Below are 26,750 nucleotides of genomic sequence, written 5' to 3'. Positions count from 1 at the left end.
CAAAGACGCACGCACCCCAGAGGGTGCGTGCGTCGACAACGGTAACGCGGGATATCAGTGGACGTCCTTCCAGTATTCGCGCTTGAGCAGGTAGGCGAACACGAAGAAGAAGGCCAGATACAGCAGCACGTAGGTGCCGATGCGCTGGCTCTCCAGCTTGACCGGGTTGGCCGAGTAGGCGAGGAAGGTCACCAGGTTGTGTACCTTCTCGTCGAACTCGGCCTCGCTCAGCTTGCCGGTGTCGGGCAGCACGGTGAGCTGGTCGCAGGCCTCATGGGTGATGGGCGCGCCGGTCAGCGGGTCGTACTGCTTCTTGCCATCCTCGACCACCTGCACCTGCTTGCAGCCGATCACCTGGCGACCCTGCAGGCCGACCAGCACGTTGGGCATGCCGACGTTGGGGAATACCTTGTTGTTGGCGCCCAGCGGACGGCTGGGGTCCTCGTAGAAGGTACGCAGATAGGTGTACAGCCAGTCGGTGCCGCGTACGCGGGCGACCAGGGTCAGGTCGGGCGGCGCGGCGCCGAACCAAACCTTGGCGTCTTCCGGCTTCATGCCGATCTTCATGTGGTCGCCGATCTTGGCGCCGGTGAACACCAGGTTGTCCAGCATCAGCTCGTGCGGAATGCCGAGGTCGTCGGCCACACGCTCGTAACGCTGGAACTTGGCGCTGTGGCAGCCCATGCAGTAGTTGGCGAAGGTGCGCGCGCCGTCCTGCAGGGCGGCCTTGTCGGTCAGATCGATATCGACCTGATCCAGGTGCACCGCGGCACCGCCGGATGCCAGAGACAGGGCCGGCAGCGCGGCGAATACGAATGCAGCAAATAGCTTTTTCATCAGCCAGTCACCCTTTCCGGAACCGGTTTAGTCTTCTCCATCCGGGTGTAGAACGGCATCAGGATGAAGTAGGCGAAATACAGCGCGGTGCAGACCTGCGACAGCAGGGTTCGCTCCGGGGTCGGCGCCAGCACGCCCAGCACGCCGAGGATCACGAAGGAGATGCAGAACACCAGCAGCCAGATCTTGCTCAGCCAGCCCTTGTAGCGCATGGACTTGACCGGGCTACGGTCGAGCCACGGCAGGACGAACAGGATGGCGATGGCCGCGCCCATGGCGATCACGCCCAGCAGCTTGTCCGGCACGGCGCGCAGGATGGCGTAGAAGGGGGTGAAGTACCACACCGGAGCGATGTGCTCGGGGGTCTTGAACGGGTTGGCCTGCTCGAAGTTCGGCTTCTCCAGGAAGTAGCCGCCCATCTCCGGGAAGAAGAACACCACGGCGCAGAAGACGAACAGGAACACCACGACACCGACTATGTCCTTCACGGTGTAGTACGGGTGGAAGGCGATGCCGTCCAGCGGTACGCCGTTATCGTCCTTCTTCTTCTTGATGTCGACACCGTCCGGGTTGTTCGAGCCGACTTCGTGCAGCGCCAGGATGTGCAGCACGACCAGGCCGAGCAGGACGATCGGCAGGGCGATCACGTGCAGGGCGAAAAAGCGGTTCAGGGTGATGCCGGAGATCAGGTAGTCACCGCGGATCCACTGGGTCAGGTCGTCGCCGATCACCGGGATGGCACCGAACAGCGAGATGATCACCTGGGCGCCCCAGTAGGACATCTGACCCCACGGCAGCAGGTAGCCCATGAAGGCCTCGGCCATCAGGCACAGGTAGATCAGCATGCCGAAGATCCACACCAGCTCGCGCGGCTTCTGGTAGGAGCCGTAGAGCAGGCCGCGGAACATGTGCAGGTAGACCACGATGAAGAATGCGGAGGCACCGGTGGAGTGCAGGTAGCGGATGATCCAGCCGAACTCCACGTCGCGCATGATGTACTCGACGGAGGCGAAGGCTTCCTCGGCGGACGGGGTGAAGCTCATGGTCAGCCAGATGCCGGTGAGGATCTGGTTGACCAGCACCAGCAGGGCCAGCGAGCCGAAGAAGTAGAAGAAGTTGAAGTTCTTCGGTGCGTAGTACTTGCTCAGATGGTCTTCCCACATCTTGGTGGCGGGGAAGCGCGCATCGATCCAGGCCATGAATTTTTCCATCATGCTTTCTCCTGGTCCACGCCGACGACGATGACGTCATCGGATTCGTAGGAATGCGGCGGAACCGGCAGGTTCAGCGGCGCGGGCTGGGCCTTGTAGACGCGACCGGCGAGGTCGTAGCGCGAACCGTGGCAGGGGCAGAAGTAGCCGCCGACCCACTCCGGGCCGAGATCGGCCGGCGCCACTTCCGGGCGGAAGGACGGCGAGCAGCCCAGGTGGGTGCACAGGCCGACCAGCACCAGGATTTCCGGCTTGATCGCGCGATTGGACTTGTCGACATAGGTCGGCTGAACCGACGAGGCGGACTCGGGGTCGGCCATCTTGTCGTGGATCTTGCCCAGATTGGCCAGGATCTCTTCGGTACGACGCACGATGAACACCGGCTGACCGCGCCACTCGGCAACCATCTGCTGGCCGGGCTCGACCTTGGCGATATTCACTTTCACCGGTGCGCCGGCCGCCTTGGCCTTGGCACTGGGGAACCATGACCCCACGAACGGAGTCGCAGCACCCACCGCTCCGGCAGCGCCTACCACCGAAGTGGCCGCCACCAGGAAGCGACGCCGGCCTGCATTCACGCCGTCATTGCTCATTCAGTCGTCTCCCATCAGCTTTGTGGCCTGTGGTCAGGCCTCTACTAAGTAATAAATCGGGCCGCACAAAAATTTGCCGAATGGTAAAGAAAAGCCCCTTTTCTGACAAGGTAATTACCGGATACAAATTGGCCGCAGGCCTTGCGGAACGGGCCTTGCACCAATGCGACAGGTTGTCGCAGAAGAATTTCGAGACAATAAAAAACGCCCAGCTCCGCGAGGAAACTGGGCGTCTTTGAACGTAGCAGCGAATTAACGCTTGGAGTATTGCGGACGCTTACGCGCCTTGCGCAGACCCACTTTCTTACGCTCGACTTCGCGGGCATCACGAGTGACGTAGCCGGCCTTGCGCAGCGGGCTGCGCAGGCTCTCGTCGTACTCGATCAGGGCGCGGGTGATGCCGTGACGGATGGCACCGGCCTGACCGCTGACACCACCACCGAGCACGGTGACGTAGATGTCGAACTTCTCGGTGGTCTCGGTCAGCTCCAGCGGCTGACGCACGACCATGCGAGCGGTCTCGCGGCCAAAGAAGTTATCCAGGCTGCGGTTGTTGATGGAGATCTTGCCAGTGCCCGGGCGCAGGAATACGCGCGCGGTTGCGGTCTTGCGACGGCCAGTGCCGTAGTTTTGAGTCGCCGACATAATGAACTATTCCGTCAAATCTTCAGTTCTTGGGGCTGCTGAGCGGCGTGCGGGTGGTTGGCACCCTTGTACACCTTCAGCTTGCGATACATGTCGCGACCCAGCGGGTTCTTCGGCAGCATGCCCTTGACCGCGGTCTCGATCACGCGCTCGGGGGCCTTGGCGATCAGCTTCTCGAAGCTGATTTCCTTGATGCCGCCCGGGAAACCGGAGTGCGAGTAGTACATCTTGTCGCTGGTCTTGGCACCGGTGACACGCACCTGCTCGGCATTGATCACGACGATGTAGTCGCCGGTATCAACGTGCGGGGTGTACTCCGGCTTGTGCTTGCCGCGCAGACGGCTGGCGATTTCGGTAGCCAGACGACCCAGGGTCTGGCCGGCAGCGTCGACGACGTACCAGTCGCGCTTAACGGTTTCCGGTTTTGCAGTAAAAGTCTTCATTCGCTATAGCCTCAGGGGCCGCCCTGAAAATAAGACGGCGGATCTTACTGAATAGTGCTTGCTTTGACAAGGTCAAAGACGGCCGGAAACAGACGCTATCGGGGGCTCGGGTCAGCGCGTCCGCCACGGCGGGGGTTCGGCGGGCTAGGCATCCCCACCTTCCTTCCCGGACAGGCTAGGCATCCCCGCCGAGAAAGCCGCGGAATTATGCCGATTACTGCGGAAAAGGCAACCTGCTTTATGATCGACCGCGCAGTCAGACACAAGGAGTCGCCATGGAATACCGCAAACTGGGCCGAACCGAACTGGAAGTCAGCGCCCTGTGCCTGGGCAGCATGACCTGGGGCGAGCAGAACGGCGAGGCCGAGGGCTTCGCCCAGCTCGACCGGGCGTACGCCGCCGGGATCAACTTCCTCGACAGCGCCGAGATGTACCCGGTGCCGCCGCGCGCCGAGACCTACGGCGCCACCGAGCGCATCATCGGCAACTACTTCAAGGCGCGCGGCAATCGCGCCGACTGGGTACTGGCGAGCAAGGTGGCCGGCCCCGGCAACGGCATCGGCTATATCCGCGACGGCAGCCTGAAGCACAACCGCCGGCACATAGTCGCCGCGCTGGACGACAGCCTCAAGCGCCTGCAGACCGACTGGATCGACCTCTACCAGCTGCACTGGCCCGAGCGCAGCACCAACTTCTTCGGCCAGCTCGGCTATCGCCACCAGGAACAGGACTTCACCCCGCTGCAGGAGACCCTCGAGGCGCTCGACGAACAGGTCAAGGCCGGCAAGATCCGCCATATCGGCCTGTCCAACGAGACGCCCTGGGGCACCATGAAGTACCTGCAGCTGGCCGACAGCCTGGGCCTGCCGCGCGCGGTGTCGATCCAGAACCCCTACAACCTGCTCAACCGCAGCTTCGAAGTGGGCCTGGCCGAGGTGGCGATGCGCGAACAGTGCGGCCTGCTGGCCTATTCGCCGCTGGCCTTCGGCATGCTCAGCGGCAAGTACGAGAACGGCGCGCGGCCGGCCAATGCGCGCATCAGCCTGTTCAGCCGCTTCAGCCGCTACACCAATCCGCAGGCGGTGGCCGCCTGCAGCCGCTATGTGCGCCTGGCCGAGGAACATGGCCTGGACCCGGCGCAGATGGCCCTGGCCTTCGTCACCCGCCAGCCCTTCGTCACCAGCAACATCATCGGCGCCACCAGCCTGGAGCAGCTGGAGAGCAACCTCGGCAGCCTGAGCCTGGAGCTGGGCGATGAGCTGCTGGAGGCCATCGAGGCGATCCAGCGCGAGCAGCCCAACCCGGCGCCCTGAAACGACAAGCCCGGCAAGCGCCGCAATGCCGTTTACTTAAGAAAACGCCGCGATTTCTTTACAGAGTCGCGGCGTTTTTCTGGCTTGGCCAGCAGCGAAGGACACTGCGCAATACCATGACCTGGATGTCGCGGCGTCTTGAGAGTGCTCTCCCCTCTCCCGCCGGGAGAGGGGCTGAGGGTGATGGACTATCGCCTACTCGTTGCCTAGCCCTCACCCCGACCCTCTCCCAGGGGGAGAGGGAGAACAGCAGACCCGAACCAAGAAAAGCCCGGCCGTGGCCGTGATTCCGCTAAGCGAACAGCATTACGGCATTCGCCGGGCTTTTCGCATCGACCGCGCCTTACAGCGCGCGGCCGATGATCTCCTTCATGATCTCGTTGGTGCCGGCATAGATGCGCTGCACCCGCGAGTCGGCCCAGGCACGGGCGATCGGGTATTCCCACATGTAGCCGTAGCCGCCGTGCAGCTGCACGCACTCGTCGATCACCTTGCACTGCAGGTCGGTACCCCAGTACTTGAGCATCGCCGCGGTCGGCACATCCAGCTTGCCCTGCAGGTGCAGCTCCAGGCAGCGGTCGACGAACACCCGACCGATCTGGATCTCGGTGGCCATCTCGGCCAGCTTGAAGCGGCTGTTCTGGAACTCGGCGATGGGCTTGCCGAAGGCCTTGCGCTCGCGGGTGTAGTCCAGGGTCCACTGCAGCGCCGCCTCGGCCGAGGCCAGGGCCAGCACGCCGACGGTCAGGCGCTCCTGCGGCAGCTCCTGCATCAGGTAGACGAAGCCCATGCCCTCCTTGCCCAGCAGGTTCTCCTTGGGGATGCGCACGTCCTGAAAGAACAGCTCGGAGGTGTCCTGGGCCTTCATGCCGACCTTCTCCAGGCGCTTGCCCTTGGAAAAACCAGGGGTATCGGCCTCGACCAGGAACAGGCTGATGCCCTTGGCGCCGCCCTTGGGATCGGTCTTGGCCACCACTATCACCAGGTCGGCCAGCCAGCCGTTGGTGATGAAGGTCTTGGAGCCGTTGATCACATACTCGTCGCCGTCCAGCACGGCGGTGGTCTTCACCCCCTGCAGGTCGGAGCCGGTGCCCGGCTCGGTCATGGCGATGGCGGCGACCAGCTCGCCGCTGACCAGCTTGGGCAGGTAGTGCTGCTTCTGCTCCTCGCTGCCGTAGTGGAGGATGTAGGGCGCGGCGATGTCCGAGTGCAGGGAGAAACCGACGCCGGACAGCCCCAGGCGCGACTGCTCCTCGATCACCACGGTGCTGTAGAGAAAATCCGCGCCCATGCCGCCGTATTCCTCGGGGATATGCGAGCAGAGCATGCCGGCCTCACCAGCCTTGTTCCACAGGGCACGATCGATATGACCGTCCTTCTCCCACTGGGCATGGAAGGGCACCGCCTCCTGCTCGAAGAACTTGCGCACGGAGTCGCGAAACAGCTCGTGCTCGGGGCTGAACAGGGTTCTTGGAATCATTGTTACACCTGCGATCGAGTGGTCATTGGGTGGCCCACACTCTAGGCCAGGGCCCCGGCAGCCGGCACTGGACACATGCGACAAAAAATAAGACGATCCAGCCAGCCAATGACCGTTTAATCACCAAAAAGAACAACCATGCCGCTCATTCGCATCGCCATCCTCGCCATCGATGGCACCTTCGCCGCCACCCTGATGCAGGCCCGCGACTTCTTCCACATGGCCGGCCTGCGCCACGGCAAGCAGCAGGGTCATGGCGCCAGCTCGCCCTTCCAGATTCGCGTGCTCAGCCCCGACGGCCAGGCGGTGACCAGCTTCAGCGAGGCGCTGATCCCGGTCGACGGCACCCTGGCCGACGCCGATGTGATAGTACTGCCGGCCTTCTGGGGCGACTTCGACGCGCTGTGCCGGCGCTACCCGCAGATCACCCCCTGGCTGCGCGAGCGCCATGCGGCCGGCGCCGCCATCTGCGGCGAGGCCACCGGAGTGTTCTGGATGGCCCAGGCCGGCCTGCTCGACGGCAAGGAGGCGACCACCTACTGGCGCTTCTTCCGCGAGTTCGCCGAGCGCTTCCCGAAAGTGCTGCTGAACCAGGACAAGCACCTATCCGACGCCGACAACCTGTACTGCGCCGGCGGCGTCACCTCGGCCTGCGACCTCTACATCTACCTGATCGAGCGCTACTGCGGCGCCGGCATCGCCCGGGGCGTGGCCCGCGACATCCTCTACGAGACCCAGCGCAGCTACAGCCCGGGGCGCATCGGCTTCGGCGGGCAGAAGCTGCACCAGGACGTGGCCATCCTGCAGGTGCAGCAGTGGCTGGAAGAGCACTTCGCGGAGAAGTTCCGCATCGAGGACGTGGCGCGCCAGCACGGCATGAGCATCCGCAACTTTATGCGCCGGTTCCAGAGCGCAACAGGCGACAAGCCGCTGCACTACCTGCAGCGCCTGCGCATCGAAACCGCCAAGAGCCTGCTGTCGGCCACCCGCAAGAGCATCAAGACCATCAGCTACGAGGTGGGCTACGACGACGCCAGCTTCTTCGCCCGCCTGTTCCGCCAGCACGCCGGGCTATCGCCCAACCAGTACCGCCGCCAGTTCCAGCACAAGGAATAAGGGCAAGCTGCAAGCTGCAAGCTGCAAGCTGCAAGCTGCAAGCTGCAAGCTGCAAGCGAATCAGCTTGCGGCCTGCCGGGCTATCGGCAAGCGCTTAACTTGAGGCTTGCCGCTTGCGGCTTGTAGCTGCCTTTAGGGTTTATGCGGGCGCGACAGGAATTCGTGCGACTGCATCTCCAGCAGGCGGCTCAGGGTGCGCTGGAACTCGAAGCTCAGACGACCGCCGGTGTACAGGTCCTTGAGTTCCACCTCGGCGGAGATGATCAGCTTGACGTTGCGGTCGTAGAACTCGTCCACCAGGTTGATGAAGCGCCGCGCCATGTCGTCCTTGGCCACGCCCATCTGCTCGACGTTGGCCAGGATCACCGCGTGGAAGATCTTGCCCAGCTCGATGTAGTCGTTCTGGCTGCGCGGGCCGTCGCACAGCTCGCGGAACTCGAACCAGGCGACATCGTCGCCGACCTTGCGCGCCACGATCGCGCGATTCTCGATCATCAGCGCCTCGTTCTCCTGCACCGAACAGTGCTCCGGCAGCAGGCTGCGGAAGCTCTTCTCCAGGCTGACCTCGGCCTCGGCATCCAGCGGGAAGTGGAACAGCTCGGCCTGCTCCAGGGCGCGCAGGCGGTAGTCCACGCCGCTGTCGACGTTGACGATCTCGGTGTGCTCCTTGAGCAGGGCGATGGCCGGCAGGAAGCGCGCGCGCTGCAGGCCGTCGCGGTACAGGCCGTCCGGCACTATGTTGGAAGTGGCCACCAGGGAAACGCCGTTCTTGAACAGCTCCTCGAGCAGGGTAGCGAGGATCATGGCGTCGGTGATGTCGCTGACGAAGAACTCGTCGAAACAGATCACCCGCGCTTCGTCGGCGAAACGCTTGCCGATAATGGTCAGCGGGTTCTTCTCGCCCTTGAGGGTCTTCATCTCCTCGTGCACGCGCTTCATGAAGCGGTGGAAGTGGGTGCGCATCTTCTGCTTGAACGGCAGCGCCTCGAAGAAGGTGTCGACCAGGTAGGTCTTGCCGCGCCCTACCCCGCCCCAGAAGTAGATGCCCCTGACCGGCCCCTGCGGCTTCTTGCCGAACAGCTTGCCGAACAGACCGGACTTGCCCGCATCAGCGGCGACCAGGTCGTCGTACAGGCGCTGCAGGTGACGCACGGCGTTTTCCTGGGCGGCGTCGTGAAAGAAGTCCGGCCGCTGCAGATCGGCCTGATAGCGCTCGAGAGGAGTCATGATTCGTTAGCCGGGCAAGTAAAAACGGGGGCGTCACTTTAGCGACGCGCCCCGTGCTTGGCAATCGGCCATTAGCCCCGGCGCACTAAGCCTTAAGCTCCATCTCAAGAGCAGAGAGAGCTTTCTCCTTCTCCTCTTTAGTTTTGTAACGATCACTCAGAAGAACTTTCTTTCCGATACAAACAAAAAAGTAGTTTGCATCTGGTTTACGAGGACGCTTGATCTTCACCGTGTGTCGCAGGCTTTCGTTCAGGAAGGCGTTTTCCAACCACTCTCTACGGGAACCAGCCTTCTTAGGATCTTTAAAAGCTCGAGAGAGGAAAACATCTCTGGAGTTCTTGGCTGTCGCTCTGAAATGAAACTCGCCGGTTTTCTCGCGAAAACTTACGAACTTTGTTTTCTCTGCAGACAACTTCTTTTTCTTATTCCCATCAACGACAGTCATCACATTCTTGAATGACCGCAGGCCCACCGCCTCGCGCAGCTCACCGAGGAAGGGCGTGGCGATCCTGCGCGCCTTGGCGGCGCCGGCCAGCAGGATGTCTTCCAGCTCGGCGGGCCTGGCGATCAGCGCGTTGTAGCGCTCACGGGCCTCGCCCAGTTCGTTTTCCAGCAGCTGGTACAGGCGATTCTTCGCCTCGCCCCAGGCCAGACCGCCTTCCAGCTCGGCGCGGAACTCGGCCTGCTGGGCGGCAGTGGCGAAGGCCTGGTAGAGGGTGAACAGGTGCGAACCGTCGGCATCCTTGGGCTCGCCCGGCGCGCGCGAGTCGGTGACGATGCGGGCGATCGCCTCCTTCAGCTGCTTGGCACTGCCGAACAGCGGGATGGTGTTGTCGTAGCTCTTGCTCATCTTGCGCCCGTCGAGGCCGGGCAGGGTCGCTACTTCTTCCTCGATCACCGCCTCGGGCAGGGTGAACAGTTCCTTGCCGTTGCCGAACAGGTGGTTGAAGCGCTGGCCGATGTCGCGGGCCATTTCCACATGCTGAATCTGGTCGCGGCCGACCGGCACCTTGTGTGCGTTGAACATCAGGATGTCCGCCGCCATCAGCACTGGGTAGCTGAACAGACCCATGGTCACGCCGGCGTCCGGGTCTTCGCCCTGCTCGACATTCTTGTCCACCGAGGCCTTGTAGGCGTGGGCGCGGTTGAGCAGGCCCTTGCCGGCGACGCAGGTGAGCAGCCAGCACAGCTCGGGGATCTCGGGAATGTCGGACTGGCGATAGAAAGTCGCCTTGTCCACATCCAGGCCGCAGGCCAGCCAGGTGGCGGCGATCTCCAGGCGCGAACGCTGGATGCGCGCCGGCTCGTCGCACTTGATCAGCGCATGGTAGTCGGCGAGGAAGTAGAAGGAGTCGGCATCGGCGGCACGGCTGGCGACTATGGCCGGGCGGATGGCGCCGGCGTAGTTGCCCAGGTGCGGGGTGCCGGTGGTGGTGATGCCGGTCAGGATACGAGTGGTCATCGGGATTTCGCTTCAGCTTATTGGATACGAGGCTGCACCAGGTCTTTCAGCTCGGGCAGCCTGCCGTGAAAAAAGTGGCCGCATTCTGCCACCTTCAGCAGCTCATGGGCACGCGCCAGCGCCGCCGACCAGGCGTAGACGGCCTCGGGCGCCACCACCTCGTCCTGCTCCGGCTGGATCACCACCAGCTCGCCGCCCTGCGGCAGGCGCTCGGGGGCCTGCAGGCGGTGCACGGCGGGGGCGACCATGAACAGCTTGGCGGCCGCCATGCCCTGCTCTTCCAGGCGCCCGGCCAGGGCACCGGCGACGAAGCCGCCGAAGGAGAAGCCGAGCAGGATCAGCGGCAGCTCGGGATAGCGCTCACGCAGCCAGTGGGCCACGGCCTCGGCATCGTCAACCTCGCCCGCGCCCATGTCATGGCTGCCGGCGCTGGCGCCGACGCCTCGATAGTTGAAACGCAGGCTGTGGTAGCCCATGTCGCGCACGCTGCGCTGCAGGGTGGAGACCACCTTGTTGAGCATGGTGCCGCCCTGGACCGGGTTGGGATGGCAGATCAGGGCGACGCCACGGGCGTCCGCCACTTCACAGAGGAGCGCCTCGAGCGCACCGCAGGGGCCGTCGAGGGAGAGCGGGTTTTCGCGGATCAACAGCGGGAACTCCGTGACCCCGGGCAGGGTCGACACGTCTTGGTTAGGCACATCGCACAACGGGCTTTGCCGCGGTATACAGCGCCGGCGAGAGCCGCTACCGTAAAACAAAGCCGCTTGCAGAGGAAGGACTCGTGGAACAATCGCTCACCCCCTGGCTGCTGCCCGCCATCGCCCTGCTGGCCGGCGTGGCCATAGGTTTCCTGGCCGCACGCCTGCTGCCCAACGCCGCGCCCGGCCGCACCCAGCGCCAGCTGGACGAGATGCAGCAGCGCTTCGACAGCTACCAGAGCGAAGTGGTGACTCACTTCAATACCACCGCCAGCCTGGTCAAGAAACTGACCCAGAGCTACCAGGAAGTGCAGGAGCACCTGTCCCAGGGCGCCAACCGCCTGGCCGCCGACGAGCTGACCCGCCAGCGCCTGCTGGCCGCGCTCAACACCGAGGAGGCCAAAGCCCCGCGCGAGCGCCTGACTCCGCCGAAGAGCAACGAGGCGCCGAAGGACTATGCGCCCAAGGCACCGGACCAGCCCGGCACCCTGGACGAGGGTTTCGGCCTCAAGCGCTAACGGCCCGCAATAAAAAGCCCCGCAGATGCGGGGCTTTTTATGTCCGGGTGAAAGCCGCGCGCGACACCCCGAAAACAAGGAAGCCCCGCACGGGCGGGGCTTCCTTGTGAGCCGGCGCTTAGAGGGCGCCGCGGCTACGCAGCAGCTCCAGCACCTGCTTGACGCCCTCTTCCACCGACAGCGCCTGGGTGTCGATCACCAGGTCGGCATCCAGCGGCACGTCGTAGGCGAAGGACTCGCCCGGGATGTTGTCGCCAGCGGCGGCGTACAGGCCCTGCGGGTCGCGCTCGCGGCACACGGCCGGCGAGGCCTGGACGTACACGGTGATCAGGCGCTCGGCACCGATCGCAGCCTTGGCCTGCTCGCGCCCCTCGGCATCCGGGGCGACGAAGGCGGCCAGGGTGAGCAGGCCGGCCTCGTTGAACTGCTTGGCCACCTGGGCGGCACGACGCCAGTTCTCGGCGCGACCGGCGCGATCCTGCGGCAGGCCCTTGTTGATGTCATGGCGCAGATTCTGGCCGTCCAGCACATAGACCGCGCGCCCCATATCGAACAGCTTGCGCTCCACGGCATAGGCCAGAGTGCTCTTGCCGGCGCCGGACAGGCCGCTGAACAGCACGGTGGCGGGCTGCTGACCGAAGCGCGCGGCACGCTCCTCGGCGCTGACATGGGCCAGCTTGCCGTGCTGCTCATGGCTGCCAGCGGCCGGCTTGGCGATGATCATGCCGGCGCCGACGGTGCCGTTGGTCAGGCGATCTATGACGATGAAGGCGCCGGTGGTGCGGTTGTACTCGTAGCCATCGAGGGCGATCGGAGCGTCCAGCGCGACCTTGACCCTGGCGATCTCGTTCAGCTTGAGCTCGCTGGCGGCGGCCTGCTCCAGGGTGTTCACGTCCACCTTGTGCAGGATGCTCGGGATCGAGCCGGGCACATAGCTGGTGGCGCGCTTGATGTCGTACTTCTTGCCCGGCAGCATCGGCTCCTCGGCCATCCACACCAGCATGGCCTCGAAGCCGTCGGCCACCTGCGGGCGGTTGTCGGCATGCACCAGCATGTCGCCACGCGACACGTCGATCTCGTCTTCCAGGGTCAGGGTGACGGCCTGGCCGGGACCGGCCTGCTCCAGTTCGCCGTCATAGGTGACGATGGACTTGACCTTGCTGCCCTTGCCCGAGGGCAGGGCCACCACTTCGTCGCCCTTGCGCACCACGCCGCTGGCCAGGGTGCCGGCGAAGCCGCGGAAGTTCAGGTTGGGGCGGTTGACGTACTGCACCGGGAAACGCATGTCGTCGAGGTTGCGGTCGCCGGCGATCTCCACGGTTTCGAGGATCTCCATCAGCGACTGGCCGTCGTACCAGGGCGAGCGCTCGGACTTGTTGACCACGTTGTCGCCCTTGAGCGCCGACATCGGCACGAAGTGCAGCGAACTGGGCTTGAGGTCGATCTTGTCGGCGAAGGCCAGGTAATCGGCCTTGATCTGCTCGAACACGCCCTGGTCGAAGTCCTTGAGGTCCATCTTGTTGACCGCGACGACGATGTGCTTGATGCCCAGCAAGGACGCGATGAAACTGTGCCGCTTGGTCTGGGTCTGCACGCCGTAGCGGGCGTCGATCAGGATGATGGCCAGGTCGCAGGTCGAGGCGCCGGTGGCCATGTTGCGGGTGTACTGCTCGTGGCCGGGGGTGTCGGCGATGATGAACTTGCGCTTGGCGGTCGAGAAGTAGCGGTAGGCCACGTCGATGGTGATGCCCTGCTCGCGCTCGGCCTGCAGGCCGTCGACCAGCAGCGCCAGATCGACCTCTTCGCCGGTGGTGCCGACTTTCTTCGAATCCTTGGTGATGGCTTCCAGATGGTCTTCGTAGATCATCTTGGAGTCGTGCAGCAGGCGCCCGATCAGGGTGCTCTTGCCGTCATCGACGTTGCCGCAGGTGAGGAAGCGCAGCAGTTCCTTGCGCTCATGCTGGGCCAGGTAGGCGAGGATGTCCTGGCTGATCAGTTCGGATTGGTGACTCATTCTTCGTAGCTCCAAGCTGCAAGCTTCAAGCGGCAAGCCAAAGCACGCGGCTAGCCTGAAATTCTGTTGATCAACCCGCTGAGCATTCTGGAAAGCTCACGAGTTTCCTGTATCCACTCAGTCGCAAGCGGCTCCGGGAAATAGCCGATATCACTGCCGATCAGCAATTGCGTACGCAACTCCGCACAGGAGCCTTTGGCGATGCGCAGATAGTGACACTTCTCCCTGCCACTACCACGCTCCATGCCCTCGGCAATGTTACTGGGGACAGATAAAGCCGAACGCCCTATCCGATCCCGGAAGCCGTAATCCCGGCAGTCCTGCAATACCCGGAAAACCTGAACCGCCAATTGCCTGGCCCTTTGCCAGACCTCAAGCTTTTCAAAATCCATTTGCTCTAGCTCCAGTCCACTTGAAGCTTGTCGCTTGCAACTTGTGGCTTAGAAATAGCCCTGACGTTTCTTCTCTTCCATCGAACCGGCCGAATCATGGTCGATTACCCGGCCCTGACGCTCGCTGGTCCTGGCCAGGAGCATTTCCTGGATGATTTCCGGCAGGGACTGCGCGGTGGACTCCACGGCGCCGGTCAGCGGGTAGCAGCCCAGGGTGCGGAAACGCACCATCTTCTTGGTGATGCTGGCCTTCTGCTCGGGGGTCAGGTAATTGAGGATGCGCTCGTCGTCGATCATCACCAGGGCGCCGTTGAGCTCGACCACTTCGCGCTCGGCGGCGAAGTACAGTGGCACGATCGGGATCTGCTCCAGGTAGATGTACTGCCAGATGTCCAGCTCGGTCCAGTTGGACAGCGGGAACACGCGGATCGACTCGCCTTTCTTGACCTTGCCGTTGTACACGTTCCACAGCTCGGGGCGCTGGTTCTTCGGGTCCCAGCGGTGCTTGCTGTCGCGGAAGGAGTAGACGCGCTCCTTGGCGCGGGACTTCTCCTCGTCGCGGCGCGCGCCACCGAAGGCGGCGTCGAAGCCGTACTTGTCCAGCGCCTGCTTGAGGCCCTCGGTCTTCATCACGTCGGTGTGCTTGGCACTGCCGTAAGTGAAGGGGTTCATGTCCTGCGCCACGCCATCGGGGTTGATGTGGGTGATCAGGTCCAGCCCCATCTCCTCGACCATCTTCGCGCGGAAACGGTACATCTCCTGGAACTTCCAGCGAGTGTCCACGTGCAGCACGGGGAACGGCAACTTGCCGGGGAAGAAGGCCTTGCGCGCCAGATGCAGCATCACGGCGGAGTCCTTGCCGATGGAGTACAGCATCACCGGGTTATCGAATTCGGCGGCCACCTCACGAATGATGTGGATGCTTTCCGCCTCGAGCTGTTTCAGGTGCGTCAGTTTATCGAGCATGGCTGGTCACGGATCTGGAGTGGACGGCCGACGGCCGTGGACGAGGGCGCACTCTAGCACAGCGCCCGCTTCTATTGACGGAGGCTATTAGACCGAAACGGTCTAGATATATGCCCGGCCGTCAGACCGGGTTGGGGCAGTCGATGAACAGGTGCTCGATGGCGAAGCGCCGCGCCAGATAGTCGCCGAGCGCCTGCACGCCGTAGCGCTCCGTGGCATGATGCCCCGCGGCGATAAAGCTGATGCCGTTCTCGCGGGCGCTGTGGAAGGTCTGCTCGGAGGCCTCGCCGGTGAGGAACAGATCGACGCCGGCGGCGATGGCATCGTCGATATAGCCCTGACCGCCACCGGTGCACCAGCCGACCCGACGCACCGTGCCCGCCCCTTCCACCAGCAGCGGCTCGCGGCCCAGCACCTCCTGCACCCGGCGGGCGAAGTCGCGCGGGCTCATCGGCTCGGCCAGCGAGCCGAGCAGGCCGACCACCTTGGGATTGTCCGGGTCCAGCGGGCCCTCCACGGTGATTTCCAGCTGGCGCGCCAGCTGCACGTTGTTGCCCACCTGCGGATGCACATCCAGCGGCAGGTGATAGGCCAGCAGGCTGATGTCGTTGGTCAGCAGGGTCTGCAGGCGGCGGCGCTTGATACCGGTGATGCGCGCATCCTCGCCTTTCCAGAAGTAGCCGTGATGCACCAGCACCACATCGGCCTCGGCCTCCACCGCGGCGTCCAGCAGCGCCTGGCTGGCGGTCACGCCGCTGACGATGCGGCGCACCTGCGGCCGCCCCTCGACCTGCAGGCCGTTGGGACAGTAGTCGGCGATGCGCGCGGCATCGAGGAAGCGTTCGGCTTCCTCCACCAGGGTGGTCAGGGCAATGGCCATGGGAATTCCTCGTCAAACTGTTGCGAAGCGCTGCCGGATCGGCGACCGCCTCTCTATAATGCCGCCACCTTAAGGGCCGCTTCGGGGCCCCGCAACCCTCAGGATTCCTCTGCGATGCTCAAGGCTCTGCGCTTCCTTGGCTGGCCCCTGCTGGTCGGCCTGCTGCTGGCACTGCTGCTGATCCAGCGCTACCCGCACTGGGTCGGCCTGCCGTCCAACGGGGTGAACCTGCACCAGGCGCCGCAGTACGGCATCGCCCAGGAAGGCCCGGTGTCCTATGCCGACGCCGTGGGCCGCGCGGCGCCGGCGGTGGCCAACCTGTACACCACCAAGGTGGTCAGCAAGTCGAGCCACCCGCTGCTGGAGGACCCGGTGTTCCGCCGCTTCTTCGGCGACAGCCTGCCCAAGCAGCGGCGCATGGAGTCGAGCCTGGGTTCGGCGGTGATCATGAGCCCGGAAGGCTACCTGCTGACCAACAACCACGTGGTGTCCGGCGCCGACCAGATAGTGGTGGCGCTCAAGGACGGCCGCGAGACCCTGGCCCGGCTGATCGGCAGCGACCCGGAAACCGACCTGGCGGTGCTCAAGATCGACCTACCGAACCTGCCGGCCATGACCCTGGGGCGCTCCGACCGGATCAAGATCGGCGACGTGACCCTGGCCATCGGCAACCCCTTCGGCGTCGGCCAGACCGTGACCATGGGCATCATCAGCGCCACCGGGCGCAACCAGCTGGGCCTGAACACCTACGAGGACTTCATCCAGACCGACGCGGCGATCAACCCCGGCAACTCCGGCGGCGCGCTGGTCGACGCCCACGGCAACCTGATCGGCATCAACACCGCGATCTTCTCCAAGTCCGGCGGTTCCCAGGGCATCGGCTTCGCCATCCCGGTCAAGCTGGCGCGCGAGGTGATGAAGGCGATCATCGAGCACGGCCAGGTGATCCGCGGCTGGCTCGGCATCGAGGTGCAGCCGCTGACCCCGGAGCTGGCCGAGTCCTTCGGCCTGCAGGGCCGCGCCGGCATCCTGGTGGCCGGCATCTACCGCGGCGGCCCGGCGCAGCTGGCCGGCCTGCAGCCGGGCGACCTGATTCTGAAGATCGGCGACGAGCCGGCCACCGACGGCCGCCGCTCGATGAACCAGGTGGCGCGCACCCAGCCCGGCGAGAAGATCCGCCTGGAAGTGCTGCGTGGCGGCGAGCCGCTGGAGCTGACCGCCGAGATCGGCCTGCGACCGCCCGCCGAACTCCAGCCGCAGTGACAAGAAAAAGGCGCCTTCGCGGCGCCTTTTTCATGGGTTCAGACCAGCGGCCCGAGGGCGTCCAGCAACGCCCGGTTCTGTTCCGGGGTGCCGATGCTGATGCGCAGGAACTGGGCGATGCGCGCCTGCTTGAAGTGCCGCACTATCACCCCCCGCTCGCGCAGGCCGGCGGCCAGGGTCGCGGCGTCCTTGCCCGGGTGGCGGGCGAAGACGAAGTTGGCGGCCGAGGGCAGCACCTCGAAGCCCAGCCCCTCGAGCCCGGCGACCACCGCCTCGCGGCTCTCGATCACCCGCCGGCAGGTCTGCTGGAAATACTCGCGATCCTCGAAGGCCGCCGCCGCGCCGACTATGGCCATGCGATCCAGCGGGTAGGAGTTGAAGCTGTTCTTGATCCGCTCCAGCGCCTCGATCAGGTCCGCATGGCCGACCGCGATACCGACCCGCAGGCCTGCCAGCGAGCGCGACTTGGACAGGGTCTGGGTCACCAGCAGGTTCGGATACTGGTCGACCAGCCGAATCGCCGTCTCGCCGCCGAAGTCGACATAGGCCTCGTCCACCAGCACCGCGCTGTCCGGGTTGGCCTGGAGCATGCGCTCGATGGCATCCAGCGCCAGCAGGCAGCCGGTCGGCGCGTTGGGATTGGGGAAGATGATCCCGCCATTCGGTCGCGCGTAGTCCTCGACGCGAATCTGGAACTGCTCGTCCAGCGCCAGCGCCTCGTACTCGATGCCGTACAGCCCGCAGTAGACCGGGTAGAAGCTGTAGGTCACGTCGGGAAACAGCAGCGGCTTGCCGTGCTGGAACAGGCCGTGGAAGGCGTGCGCCAGCACCTCGTCGGAACCGTTGCCGACGAACACCTGGGCGGTGCTCACGCCGTAGTAGTCGGCCACCGCCTGCTTGAGGCGGTCGCCGTTGGGGTCCGGGTACAGGCGCAGGCTGTCACCCAGCTCGGCCTGCATGGCCGCCAGCGCCTTGGGCGACGGGCCATAGGGGTTCTCGTTGGTATTCAGCTTGACCAGCTTGGCCAGTTTCGGCTGCTCGCCCGGCACGTAGGGCACCAGGTCCTTGACGAAGGGGCTCCAGAACTTGCTCATCTGCCCTTCTCTCCTCGAATTCTTCGGTTTGCGTAGGGTGGATTAGCCGTGCAACGGCGTAACCCACGCATCGGTCGGCACGGTGGGTTATGGCCTGCGGCCTAACCCACCCTACGCCTCAACTCTTGATGCGGTACTCGGCGCTGCGCGCGTGAGCGGTCAGCGACTCGCCACGGGCCAGCACGCTGGCGACCTTGCCCAGCTCGGAGGCACCCTCGGCCGAGCAGTGGATGATCGACGAGCGCTTCTGGAAGTCGTACACGCCCAGCGGCGAGGAGAAGCGCGCGGTGCCGGAGGTCGGCAGCACGTGGTTGGGCCCCGCGCAGTAGTCGCCCAGCGCCTCCGCCGTGTAGCGGCCCATAAAGATGGCGCCGGCGTGGCGGATCAGCGGCAGGTACTGCTCGGGATTCTCCACCGACAGCTCCAGGTGCTCGGGGGCGATGCGGTTGGCCACCTCGATGGCCTGGGCCATGTCGGCGACCTGGATCAGCGCGCCACGACCCTCCATGGAAGTGCGGGCGATGGCCTCGCGCTCCAGGGTCGGCAGCAGCCTGGCGATGCTCTCGCCCACGCGGTCGAGGAAGGCGGCATCCGGGCTGACCAGGATGGCCTGGGCGTCCTCGTCGTGCTCGGCCTGGGAGAACAGGTCCATGGCGATCCAGTCCGGGTCGGTCTGGCCGTCGCACACCACCAGGATTTCCGACGGTCCGGCGATCATGTCGATGCCGACCTTGCCGAACACGTGGCGCTTGGCGGTGGCCACGTAGATGTTGCCCGGCCCGACTATCTTGTCCACCGGCGGCACGCTCTCGGTGCCATAGGCCAGGGCGGCCACGGCCTGGGCGCCGCCGATGCAGAACACACGGTCGACGCCGGCCACGCAGGCGGCGGCCAGGACGATCTCGTTGATCTCGCCGCGCGGGGTCGGCACCACCATGACCACTTCCGGCACACCGGCGACCTTGGCCGGAATGGCGTTCATCAATACCGACGAGGGGTAGGAGGCCTTGCCGCCCGGCACGTACAGGCCGGCGCGGTCCAGCGGGGTGACCTTCTGCCCCAGCACGGTGCCATCAGCTTCGGTGTAGGTCCAGGAATCCTGGCGCTGGCGCTCGTGGTAAAGGCGCACGCGCTCGGCAGCCTTTTCCAGGGCCTCGCGCTGTTCGGCACTGATGCGAGTGAGGGCCAGTTCCAGGCGCTCGCGCGGCAGGATCAGCTCGGCCATGGAGGCGACGCTGAGGCCGTCGAACCTCTCGGTGAACTCGATCAGGGCGGCATCGCCGCGCTCGCGCACTGCCTGGATGATATCCAGCACGCGCTGGTTGACCGCGTCGTCCGACACGCTTTCCCAGCTCAGCAGATGATCCAGGTGCCTCGCGAAGTCCTGGTCAGCGGCATCGAGTCGGCGAATGGCAACGGGAGCGGTCATAGCGGGCCTCATAGTTGGCTATTGCTCAGGCGCCCGTAGAGTACCAGCCGCTCCGTGCGGGCACCTGAGAATTCTGGCTATGACACGGATAGGCGGACGCGACCAATGGTCGCGTCGGAGTGGTGTCAGCTTTGGTGTCGAGCCTCGACGGCATCGCGCAGGGTGCCGATCAGCGCCTGAATGCGGTCGTGCTGCATCTTCATCGAGGCCTTGTTGACGATCAGCCGCGAACTGACGTGGGCGATCAGCTCCTGCGGTTCCAGACCGTTGGCGCGCAGGGTGTTGCCGGTGTCGACCACGTCGATGATCTTGTCGGCCAGGCCGACCAGCGGCGCCAGTTCCATCGAGCCGTACAGCTTGATGATGTCGACCTGGCGGCCCTGCTCGGCGTAGTAACGCTTGGCCACGTTGACGAACTTGGTGGCCACGCGCAGGCGCCCTTTCGGCTCAGGCGCGCCGACCTTGCCGGCGGTCATCAGCTTGCAGTTGGCGATGCGCAGGTCCAGCGGCTCGTACAGCTGGCCGCCGTACTCCATCAGCACGTCCTTGCCGGCCACGCCGAGGTCGGCGGCGCCCTGCTCGACATAGGTCGGCACGTCGGTGGCGCGCACGATCAGCAGGCGCACATCCGCCTGGGTGGTGGGGATGATCAGCTTGCGGCTCTTGTCCGGGTTCTCGGTCGGCTCGATGCCCGCCGCGGCGAGCAGCGGCAGGGTGTCATCGAGGATACGGCCCTTGGACAGCGCGATGGTCAGCATGGAACGCCCTTACTAGCCCGGTACGCGGCGGATCTTGGCGCCGAGCAGTTGCAGTTTCTCTTCGATGCACTCGTAACCACGGTCGATGTGGTAGATGCGGTCGATCAGGGTTTCGCCCTCGGCGACCAGCGCGGCGATCACCAGGCTGGCGGAGGCGCGCAGGTCGGTGGCCATCACCGGAGCGCCCTTGAGCGCCGGCACGCCGGTGACGATGGCGGTGTTGCCCTCGACCAGAATCTGCGCGCCCATGCGGTTCATCTCGTAGACGTGCATGAAACGGTTCTCGAACACCGTCTCGATGACGGTGCCGGTGCCCTCGGCGATGGCGTTGAGGGAGATGAACTGGGCCTGCATGTCGGTCGGGAAGGCCGGGTACGGCGCAGTGCGCACGTTGACCGCCTTGGGCTTCTTGCCCTTCATGTCCAGCTCGATCCAGTCCTTGCCGGTGGTGATCTCGGCGCCGGCCTCCTGCAGCTTGGCCAGCACGGCCTCGAGGATGGTCGGATCGGTGTCCTTGAGCTTGACCCGGCCACCGGTGGCGGCCGCGGCCACCAGATAGGTGCCGGTCTCGATACGGTCGGGCATCACGCTGTAGCGGCCGCCACCGAGGCGCTCGACGCCATCGATGACGATGGTGTCGGTGCCGGCGCCGCTGACCTTGCCGCCCATGGCATTGATGAAGTTGGCCAGGTCGACCACCTCGGGCTCACGCGCGGCGTTCTCCAGCACGGTACGACCCTTGGCCAGGGCCGCGGCCATCATGATGTTCTCGGTACCGGTCACGCTGACGATATCGAAGAAGAAGTGCGCGCCACGCAGGCCGCCTTGCGGCGCCTTGGCCTTGATATAGCCGCCTTCGACCAGGATCTCGGCGCCCATGGCCTCGAGGCCGCGGATGTGCAGGTCGACCGGACGCGAGCCGATGGCGCAGCCGCCGGGCAGGGCCACTTCGGCCTCGCCGAAACGGGCGACCATGGGGCCGAGCACCAGGATCGAGGCACGCATGGTCTTCACCAGCTCGTAGGGCGCGACCAGGGTCTTGATGGTGCTGGCATCGACTTCGACGGACAGCTTCTCGTCGATGATCGGCTGCACGCCCATGCGGCCGAACAGCTCGATCATGGTGGTGATGTCGTGCAGGTGCGGCAGGTTGCACACGGTGACCGGGGTATCGGCCAGCAGGGTGGCGGCGAGAATCGGCAGGGCCGAGTTCTTCGCCCCGGAGATACGGATTTCGCCATCGAGGCGCACGCCGCCGGTAATGATCAGTTTGTCCATCTAGGGAATCTCGCTGCCCGCAGGCTCAGGAACGCTCGGCCCAGGCGGCCTGGCTGAAGAATTTCATGGTCACGGCATGGATGGCGCCGCTGGCGATCCACTCGTTGAGGTGGGCATAGACCTGCTGCTGGCGCTTGACCGGGCTGAGCGCGGCCAGCTCGTCGCCGATCAGGTTCAGCTGGAAGTTGCAGCCCTCGCCTTCCACCTCGACGCGGGTGTTGGGCAGCTTGGCCTCCAGGAGGTTCTTGACTTCTACGGCCTGCATGCTCGACCTCGGTGCGGCGCTAAGGGCCGGCAATCATACAAAAAAGCCCCCCGCCTGCGAAGCCCGACAGGACGGAGGGCCCTCGACGCCCTCATGACTGGGCGCCGAACAGCTCCTGCAGCCCGGAGACCTTGGCGATTTCGCGCATGTCCTGCGGCAGGCCGCGCACCTCCAGGTGCTTGCCCGCGGCCTTGGCGTCACGCGCGAAGGCCAGCAGCAGGGACAGCCCGACGCTACTGGATTTCTCCACCGCCGAGCAGTCCAGCACCAGGCTGGCGCCATTGGCGGCGATCAGCTTGCGCCCGGCCTCGCGCAGGCGCGGACCGCTGCGATAGTCGAGCACGCCGGACAGCAGCAGTTCGCCGGACTCGCCCAGACGGATGGCGCCGTCGTTCATTGCCCGCCCGCCTGCTGGCCTTCGGCGCCATTCTTGGCCTTGGCCACCACTTCGGCCCAGCCGTCGATGGTGCGATCCAGGTCGTTGCCGTTGCGCTGCATGCTGTCGGCGAACTGGTCACGGAACAGCTTGCCGATGTTGATGCCGTTGATAATCACGTTGCGCAGCTTCCACTGCCCGTCCAGTTGCACCATGGTGTAGGACACCGGATAGACGGTGCCCTTGCTGTCGCGCACCTCCATGCCGACGCTGGCGCGATCGCTGCCCTCGGCCTTGGCCGGCAGCACGCGGATGTCCTGGTTATCGTATTCGAGCAGGGCGTTGCCGTAGAACTGCATCAGGCTGCGCTTGAAGCTGTCCTCGAAGCGCTTCATCTGCTCGGCGCTGGCGCCGCGCGAGTACTTCACGGTCATGATGCTGCGCGAGATGCCCTCGCTGTCCACCACCGGGCCAAGGATGCGCTCCAGGCTGTCGTAGAAGGACTGCGGGTTCTGCAGGTAGGCCGCCTTGTTGCTCTTGAGGTCGCCGAGCAGCTGGTCGGTGGTGCCCTTGACCACCTCGTGGGCGCTCGGAGTGGCCGCAGCCAGCAGCGGCAGGCAGGCCAGCACGGCCAGCAGGCCGTGACGCAGGGTCTTGAGCAGGTTCATTTGCTCTCCTTGTTTACCGAATTCATCAGGAACTTGCCGATCAGATCCTCCAGCACCAGCGCCGACTGGGTGTCGTGGATGGTGCTGCCGTCGGCCAGCAGGTCTTCCTCGCCACCGACACTGATACCGATGTACTTCTCGCCCAGCAGGCCGGCGGTGAGGATGGAGGCGGTGGAATCCAGCGGCAGATTGTTCACCCGCTTCTCGATCTCCATGGTCACGCGACCGGTGTAGCTGTCGCGGTCCAGATCGATGGCGGTGACCTTGCCGATGGTCACGCCGGCCATGGTCACCTTGGCCCTAACGGTAAGACCGGCAATATTGTCGAAGTTCGCATAAAGCTTGTAGGTATCGCCGGAGCTGGCGACCGACAGCCCGCTGACCCGCAGGGCCAGCAGCAGCAGGGCCAGCAATCCGGCCAGCAGGAACAGGCCGACGCCGATTTCCAGGGAGCGGCTTTGCATCAGAGATCTCCAAACATCAGTGCGGTCAGAATAAAGTCGAGGCCGAGCACGGCCAAGGAGGCATAAACCACTGTCTTGGTGGTGGCGCGGCTGATGCCTTCGGAAGTCGGCTCGCAGTCGTAGCCCTGGAACACGGCGATCCAAGTCACCACGAAGGCGAACACCATGCTCTTGATCACGCCGTTGAGCACGTCTTCGGTGAATTCCACGCTGTTCTGCATGTTCGACCAGAACGAGCCCTCGTATACGCCCAGCCAGTCCACCGCGACCATGGCCCCACCCCAGATGCCGACCACGCTGAAGATGGCGGCCAACAGCGGCATGGAGATGAAGCCGGCCCACAGGCGCGGGGCGATGATGTACTTGAGCGGATCGACGCCGATCATTTCCAGGCTGGACAGCTGCTCGGTGGACTTCATGTTGCCGATCTCGGCGGTCAGCGCCGAACCGGCGCGCCCGGCGAACAGCAGGCCGGTGACCACCGGCCCCAGCTCGCGCAGCAGGGTCAGGGCGACCATCTGCCCCACCGCCTGCTCCGAGCCGTAGCTGGTGAGGATGTTGTAACCCTGCAGGGCCAGCACCATGCCGATGAACAGGCCGGCCACCACTATGATCGGCAGCGACAGCACGCCCACCGAGTAGAGCTGACGAATCAGCAACTGGCCGCCGTTGCGCAGGCCGCTGCGACCGAACAGCGAGCTGAGCAGGAACAGGGTCGAGCGGCCCATGGCCTCGACCACGTCGATGCCGGCACGGCCGAGCAGGGCTATGCGTTCGAGAGGGGACTTCCTGCGCATCAGCGAGCTCCCAGCAGATCGTCGAGGTAATCCGGCGCCGGGTAGTGGAAGGGCACCGGACCGTCCGGAATGCCCTTCATGAACTGTTGGATGCGCGGATTATCGGAATTCATCAGCTCGGCCGGCGTGCCGTGACCAAGCACCTGACCATCGCCCACCACATAGAGGTAGTCGGCGATGCTGGCGGTCTCGGCCAGATCGTGGGAGACCAGGATACTGGTGATGCCGAGGGCGTCGTTGAGCAGGCGGATCAGGCGCACCAGCACGCCCATGGCGATGGGGTCCTGGCCGACGAACGGCTCGTCGTACATCAGGATCTGCGGGTCCAGGGCGATGGCCCGGGCCAGCGCCACGCGGCGCTTCATGCCGCCGGACAGCTCATCGGGCATCAGCTCGACGGCGCCGCGCAGCCCCACGGCCTGCAGCTTCATCAGCACGATGTCGCGGATCATCTCGTCCGGCAGGCGGGTGTGCACGCGCAACGGAAAGGCCACGTTCTCGAACACGTCCAAATCGGTGAACAGCGCGCCACTCTGGAACAGCACGCCGAACTGCTTGCGCATGTCGAACAGGTCGGCGCGCGACAGGCTCGGCAGATTCTGCCCGTTGACCCACACTTCGCCGCTGGCCGGCCTGAGCTGGGCGGCGATCAGGCGCAGCAGGGTGGTCTTGCCGCAGCCGGACGGTCCCATGATGCCGGTGACCTTGCCGCGCGGGATGCGGATATCCACATTGTCGAAGATGTTGCGCGAGCCACGCTTGAAGGTCAGGCCCTTCAATTCGACGGCATAGGCATTCTCGGCGCTCATCCAAACTCCTTGTTACATGGCCCTTCCTGGGATCAGACGCGCCATCCCGCGGCGGGGATACCTGGCGCCGGGGTCAGGCCAAACAGGGCGCGGAATATAGCATCGGCGGGGCCTGCAGCCCAACAGGCTGCAACTTTTTCATAACAATCGGTCACAAGATGCACGGCGCACGCAGCAAGCCAGGTGAGGCCGGACGCAGTTATCGTTATACTCCACATCTTTTATGCCGAGCCTCGCCGTACATCCATGAGCCAGACCAGCGACCTGATCCAGTCCGCACAGCGCACCATCCGCCTCGAAACCGAGGCCGTGAACGACCTGCTGAGCCGCATCGACGCCGACTTCGTGCGCGCCTGCGAGATGATCTTGGCCTGCACGGGCCGCGTGGTGGTGGTCGGCATGGGCAAGTCCGGGCACATCGGCAACAAGATCGCCGCCACCCTGGCCAGCACCGGCACCCCGGCCTTCTTCGTCCATCCGGCCGAGGCCAGCCATGGCGACATGGGCATGATCACCAAGGACGACGTGGTGCTGGCCCTGTCCAACTCCGGCTCCACCGCCGAGATCGTCACCCTGCTGCCGCTGATCAAGCGCCTCGGCATCGCCCTGATCAGCATGACCGGCAACCCGGACTCGCCACTGGCCAAGGCCGCCGAAGTCAACCTGGACGCCCGCGTGGCCCAGGAAGCCTGCCCGCTGAACCTCGCGCCGACCGCCTCCACCACCGTATCCCTGGTGCTCGGCGACGCCCTGGCCATCGCCCTGCTGGAAGCCCGCGGCTTCACCGCCGAAGACTTCGCCTTCTCCCATCCGGGCGGCGCCCTCGGCCGCCGTCTGCTGCTCAAGGTGGAGAACGTGATGCATGCCGGCGAGCGCCTGCCCCTGGTCGCGCGCGGCACCCCACTGCGCGAGGCGCTGCTGGAAATGACCCGCAAGGGCCTGGGCATGACCGTGATAGTCGAGGCCGACGGCAAGCTGGCCGGCATCTTCACCGACGGCGACCTGCGCCGCACCCTGGACAAGGGCATCGACGTGCGCGAGGCCAGCATCGACCAGGTGATGACCGCCCACGGCAAGACCGCCCGCGCCGAGATGCTCGCCGCCGAGGCGCTGAAAATCATGGAAGACCACAAGATCAACGCGCTGGTGGTGGTGGATGACGAGGACCGACCGATCGGCGCCCTCAACATGCACGACCTGCTGCGCGCCGGAGTGCTGTAAATGAGCGCAGACCTGTTGCAACGCGCCAAGGGCGTGAAACTGGCCATCTTCGACGTGGATGGCGTGCTGACCGACGGCAAGCTGTACTTTCTCGTCGACGGCAGCGAATTCAAGACCTTCAACACTCTGGACGGCCACGGCATCAAGATGCTGATCGGCTCCGGGGTGCGCACCGCCATCATCAGCGGGCGCAAGACTCCGGTGGTCGAGCGCCGCGCGCAGAACCTGGGCATCCAGCACCTGTACCAGGGCCGCGAGGACAAGCTGGTAGTACTGGACGAGCTGCTCGGCGAGCTGGGCCTGAACTATGAACAGGTCGCCTATCTGGGCGACGACCTGCCCGACCTGCCGGTGATCCGTCGCGTCGGCCTGGGCATGGCGGTGGCCAGCGCCGACGCCTTCGTCCGCCAGCACGCCCATGGCGTGACCGTCGCCCGCGGCGGCGAGGGTGCCGCCCGCGAGTTCTGCGAACTGATCATGCGCGCCCAGGGCACGCTCGAAGCCGCCCAGGCCGCCTACCTCTAGGAACGCCC

The 26,750-nt window shown here is 64.9% G+C and carries 29 protein-coding genes; 6 read left to right on the top strand and 23 right to left on the bottom strand.

Annotated elements, in window-relative coordinates; translation table 11 throughout:
* Nucleotides 1-54: 54 nt before the first annotated feature.
* The 5 genes from AAFN46_RS01680 to rplM form a co-directional block, all read right to left on the bottom strand.
* The gene (locus AAFN46_RS01680) at nucleotides 55-837 is read right to left on the bottom strand and encodes a cytochrome c1 (RefSeq protein WP_347806942.1); all 783 of its coding nucleotides are present in this window, start codon (nucleotides 835-837) and stop codon (nucleotides 55-57) included.
* A complete protein-coding gene (locus tag AAFN46_RS01675; RefSeq protein ID WP_347807010.1) occupies nucleotides 837-2,048 on the bottom strand; it encodes a cytochrome bc complex cytochrome b subunit in 1,212 nt (403 codons plus the stop codon). The genes AAFN46_RS01680 and AAFN46_RS01675 overlap by 1 nt, the downstream gene beginning before the upstream one ends.
* On the bottom strand, nucleotides 2,048-2,641 hold the full coding sequence (gene petA, locus AAFN46_RS01670) for a ubiquinol-cytochrome c reductase iron-sulfur subunit (protein ID WP_347806941.1): 594 nt from the start codon (nucleotides 2,639-2,641) through the stop codon (nucleotides 2,048-2,050). Before petA ends, AAFN46_RS01675 begins: the two co-directional genes overlap by 1 nt.
* 252 nt (nucleotides 2,642-2,893) lie before the next feature.
* A complete protein-coding gene (gene rpsI, locus AAFN46_RS01665) occupies nucleotides 2,894-3,286 on the bottom strand; it encodes a 30S ribosomal protein S9 (RefSeq protein ID WP_021701334.1) in 393 nt (130 codons plus the stop codon).
* Nucleotides 3,287-3,300: 14 nt separating this feature from the next.
* Nucleotides 3,301-3,729: a 50S ribosomal protein L13 gene (gene rplM, locus AAFN46_RS01660; RefSeq protein ID WP_043309119.1), complete on the bottom strand. Its 429-nt coding sequence runs from the start codon at nucleotides 3,727-3,729 to the stop codon at nucleotides 3,301-3,303.
* Nucleotides 3,730-4,004: 275 nt separating this feature from the next.
* On the opposite strand from rplM, the gene AAFN46_RS01655 reads away from it, so the two are divergent.
* A complete protein-coding gene (locus tag AAFN46_RS01655) occupies nucleotides 4,005-5,042 on the top strand; it encodes an NADP(H)-dependent aldo-keto reductase (RefSeq protein WP_347806940.1) in 1,038 nt (345 codons plus the stop codon).
* Nucleotides 5,043-5,385: 343 nt separating this feature from the next.
* Here AAFN46_RS01655 and AAFN46_RS01650 read toward each other — a convergent pair whose 3' ends face one another.
* Nucleotides 5,386-6,522: an acyl-CoA dehydrogenase family protein gene (locus AAFN46_RS01650; RefSeq protein WP_347806939.1), complete on the bottom strand. Its 1,137-nt coding sequence runs from the start codon at nucleotides 6,520-6,522 to the stop codon at nucleotides 5,386-5,388.
* A gap of 219 nt (nucleotides 6,523-6,741) precedes the next feature.
* Here AAFN46_RS01650 and AAFN46_RS01645 point away from each other — a divergent pair, with 219 nt between their 5' ends.
* Nucleotides 6,742-7,638 (top strand): GlxA family transcriptional regulator, encoded by an 897-nt coding sequence (locus tag AAFN46_RS01645; RefSeq protein ID WP_347807009.1) that lies wholly within the window; start codon nucleotides 6,742-6,744, stop codon nucleotides 7,636-7,638.
* 132 nt (nucleotides 7,639-7,770) lie between these two features.
* Here the strand turns inward: AAFN46_RS01645 and zapE are convergent, their stop codons facing one another.
* From zapE to AAFN46_RS01630, 3 genes are all read right to left on the bottom strand, one after another.
* Nucleotides 7,771-8,865: a cell division protein ZapE gene (gene zapE / locus AAFN46_RS01640; protein WP_347806938.1), complete on the bottom strand. Its 1,095-nt coding sequence runs from the start codon at nucleotides 8,863-8,865 to the stop codon at nucleotides 7,771-7,773.
* An 85-nt stretch (nucleotides 8,866-8,950) separates the two neighbouring features.
* Complete coding sequence (locus AAFN46_RS01635) at nucleotides 8,951-10,327, bottom strand: tryptophan--tRNA ligase (RefSeq protein ID WP_347806937.1); 1,377 nt, start codon at nucleotides 10,325-10,327, stop codon at nucleotides 8,951-8,953.
* 17 nt (nucleotides 10,328-10,344) lie between these two features.
* Nucleotides 10,345-10,977 (bottom strand): alpha/beta fold hydrolase, encoded by a 633-nt coding sequence (locus tag AAFN46_RS01630; protein WP_347807008.1) that lies wholly within the window; start codon nucleotides 10,975-10,977, stop codon nucleotides 10,345-10,347.
* A 131-nt stretch (nucleotides 10,978-11,108) separates the two neighbouring features.
* On the opposite strand from AAFN46_RS01630, the gene AAFN46_RS01625 reads away from it, so the two are divergent.
* The gene (locus AAFN46_RS01625) at nucleotides 11,109-11,543 is read left to right on the top strand and encodes a DUF1043 family protein (RefSeq protein ID WP_347806936.1); all 435 of its coding nucleotides are present in this window, start codon (nucleotides 11,109-11,111) and stop codon (nucleotides 11,541-11,543) included.
* Nucleotides 11,544-11,661: 118 nt separating this feature from the next.
* Here the strand turns inward: AAFN46_RS01625 and cysN are convergent, their stop codons facing one another.
* From cysN to AAFN46_RS01605, 4 genes are all read right to left on the bottom strand, one after another.
* Nucleotides 11,662-13,557 (bottom strand): sulfate adenylyltransferase subunit CysN, encoded by a 1,896-nt coding sequence (cysN, locus tag AAFN46_RS01620; protein ID WP_347806935.1) that lies wholly within the window; start codon nucleotides 13,555-13,557, stop codon nucleotides 11,662-11,664.
* Nucleotides 13,558-13,607: 50 nt separating this feature from the next.
* Nucleotides 13,608-13,949, bottom strand: a complete 342-nt coding sequence (locus tag AAFN46_RS01615) for a four helix bundle protein (RefSeq protein ID WP_347806934.1) — start codon at nucleotides 13,947-13,949, stop codon at nucleotides 13,608-13,610.
* 48 nt (nucleotides 13,950-13,997) lie between these two features.
* On the bottom strand, nucleotides 13,998-14,915 hold the full coding sequence (cysD, locus tag AAFN46_RS01610) for a sulfate adenylyltransferase subunit CysD (protein WP_347806933.1): 918 nt from the start codon (nucleotides 14,913-14,915) through the stop codon (nucleotides 13,998-14,000).
* 121 nt (nucleotides 14,916-15,036) lie between these two features.
* Nucleotides 15,037-15,795 carry a Nif3-like dinuclear metal center hexameric protein gene (locus AAFN46_RS01605; protein ID WP_347806932.1) on the bottom strand — a complete coding sequence of 253 codons (759 nt, stop codon included), beginning with the start codon at nucleotides 15,793-15,795 and terminating at the stop codon, nucleotides 15,037-15,039.
* 114 nt (nucleotides 15,796-15,909) lie between these two features.
* Between AAFN46_RS01605 and algW the strand changes: the two genes are divergently transcribed.
* Nucleotides 15,910-17,058, top strand: coding sequence for a Do family serine endopeptidase AlgW (gene algW / locus AAFN46_RS01600; protein ID WP_347806931.1), 1,149 nt, complete (start codon nucleotides 15,910-15,912; stop codon nucleotides 17,056-17,058).
* 38 nt (nucleotides 17,059-17,096) lie between these two features.
* Here the strand turns inward: algW and hisC are convergent, their stop codons facing one another.
* From hisC to AAFN46_RS01550, 10 genes are all read right to left on the bottom strand, one after another.
* Complete coding sequence (gene hisC, locus AAFN46_RS01595) at nucleotides 17,097-18,152, bottom strand: histidinol-phosphate transaminase (protein ID WP_347806930.1); 1,056 nt, start codon at nucleotides 18,150-18,152, stop codon at nucleotides 17,097-17,099.
* A gap of 118 nt (nucleotides 18,153-18,270) precedes the next feature.
* Nucleotides 18,271-19,581, bottom strand: coding sequence for a histidinol dehydrogenase (hisD, locus tag AAFN46_RS01590; protein ID WP_347806929.1), 1,311 nt, complete (start codon nucleotides 19,579-19,581; stop codon nucleotides 18,271-18,273).
* A 125-nt stretch (nucleotides 19,582-19,706) separates the two neighbouring features.
* Complete coding sequence (gene hisG, locus AAFN46_RS01585; protein ID WP_347806928.1) at nucleotides 19,707-20,339, bottom strand: ATP phosphoribosyltransferase; 633 nt, start codon at nucleotides 20,337-20,339, stop codon at nucleotides 19,707-19,709.
* 12 nt (nucleotides 20,340-20,351) lie between these two features.
* Nucleotides 20,352-21,617, bottom strand: a complete 1,266-nt coding sequence (murA, locus tag AAFN46_RS01580) for a UDP-N-acetylglucosamine 1-carboxyvinyltransferase (protein ID WP_347806927.1) — start codon at nucleotides 21,615-21,617, stop codon at nucleotides 20,352-20,354.
* Between the two features lie 25 nt (nucleotides 21,618-21,642).
* Nucleotides 21,643-21,882 (bottom strand): BolA family protein, encoded by a 240-nt coding sequence (locus tag AAFN46_RS01575; RefSeq protein WP_347806926.1) that lies wholly within the window; start codon nucleotides 21,880-21,882, stop codon nucleotides 21,643-21,645.
* Between the two features lie 91 nt (nucleotides 21,883-21,973).
* Nucleotides 21,974-22,279: an STAS domain-containing protein gene (locus tag AAFN46_RS01570; protein ID WP_347806925.1), complete on the bottom strand. Its 306-nt coding sequence runs from the start codon at nucleotides 22,277-22,279 to the stop codon at nucleotides 21,974-21,976.
* The gene (locus tag AAFN46_RS01565) at nucleotides 22,276-22,920 is read right to left on the bottom strand and encodes an ABC transporter substrate-binding protein (protein ID WP_347807007.1); all 645 of its coding nucleotides are present in this window, start codon (nucleotides 22,918-22,920) and stop codon (nucleotides 22,276-22,278) included. Before AAFN46_RS01565 ends, AAFN46_RS01570 begins: the two co-directional genes overlap by 4 nt.
* A gap of 2 nt (nucleotides 22,921-22,922) precedes the next feature.
* Nucleotides 22,923-23,390, bottom strand: a complete 468-nt coding sequence (gene mlaD / locus AAFN46_RS01560; RefSeq protein ID WP_347806924.1) for an outer membrane lipid asymmetry maintenance protein MlaD — start codon at nucleotides 23,388-23,390, stop codon at nucleotides 22,923-22,925.
* A complete protein-coding gene (gene mlaE, locus AAFN46_RS01555) occupies nucleotides 23,390-24,187 on the bottom strand; it encodes a lipid asymmetry maintenance ABC transporter permease subunit MlaE (protein WP_137974940.1) in 798 nt (265 codons plus the stop codon). Before mlaE ends, mlaD begins: the two co-directional genes overlap by 1 nt.
* The gene (locus AAFN46_RS01550) at nucleotides 24,187-24,996 is read right to left on the bottom strand and encodes an ABC transporter ATP-binding protein (RefSeq protein ID WP_347806923.1); all 810 of its coding nucleotides are present in this window, start codon (nucleotides 24,994-24,996) and stop codon (nucleotides 24,187-24,189) included. The genes mlaE and AAFN46_RS01550 overlap by 1 nt, the downstream gene beginning before the upstream one ends.
* A gap of 246 nt (nucleotides 24,997-25,242) precedes the next feature.
* Between AAFN46_RS01550 and AAFN46_RS01545 the strand changes: the two genes are divergently transcribed.
* Together AAFN46_RS01545 and AAFN46_RS01540 are read left to right on the top strand one after the other, a co-directional pair.
* Nucleotides 25,243-26,217 (top strand): KpsF/GutQ family sugar-phosphate isomerase, encoded by a 975-nt coding sequence (locus AAFN46_RS01545; protein ID WP_347806922.1) that lies wholly within the window; start codon nucleotides 25,243-25,245, stop codon nucleotides 26,215-26,217.
* Nucleotides 26,218-26,742 carry an HAD family hydrolase gene (locus AAFN46_RS01540; RefSeq protein ID WP_347806921.1) on the top strand — a complete coding sequence of 175 codons (525 nt, stop codon included), beginning with the start codon at nucleotides 26,218-26,220 and terminating at the stop codon, nucleotides 26,740-26,742.
* Nucleotides 26,743-26,750 lie beyond the last annotated feature (8 nt).

The sequence above is a fragment of the Pseudomonas sp. CAU 1711 genome (genome assembly GCF_039888625.1).
Lineage (GTDB): Bacteria > Pseudomonadota > Gammaproteobacteria > Pseudomonadales > Pseudomonadaceae > Aquipseudomonas.
This window is presented reverse-complemented; position numbering and strand designations above follow the sequence as displayed.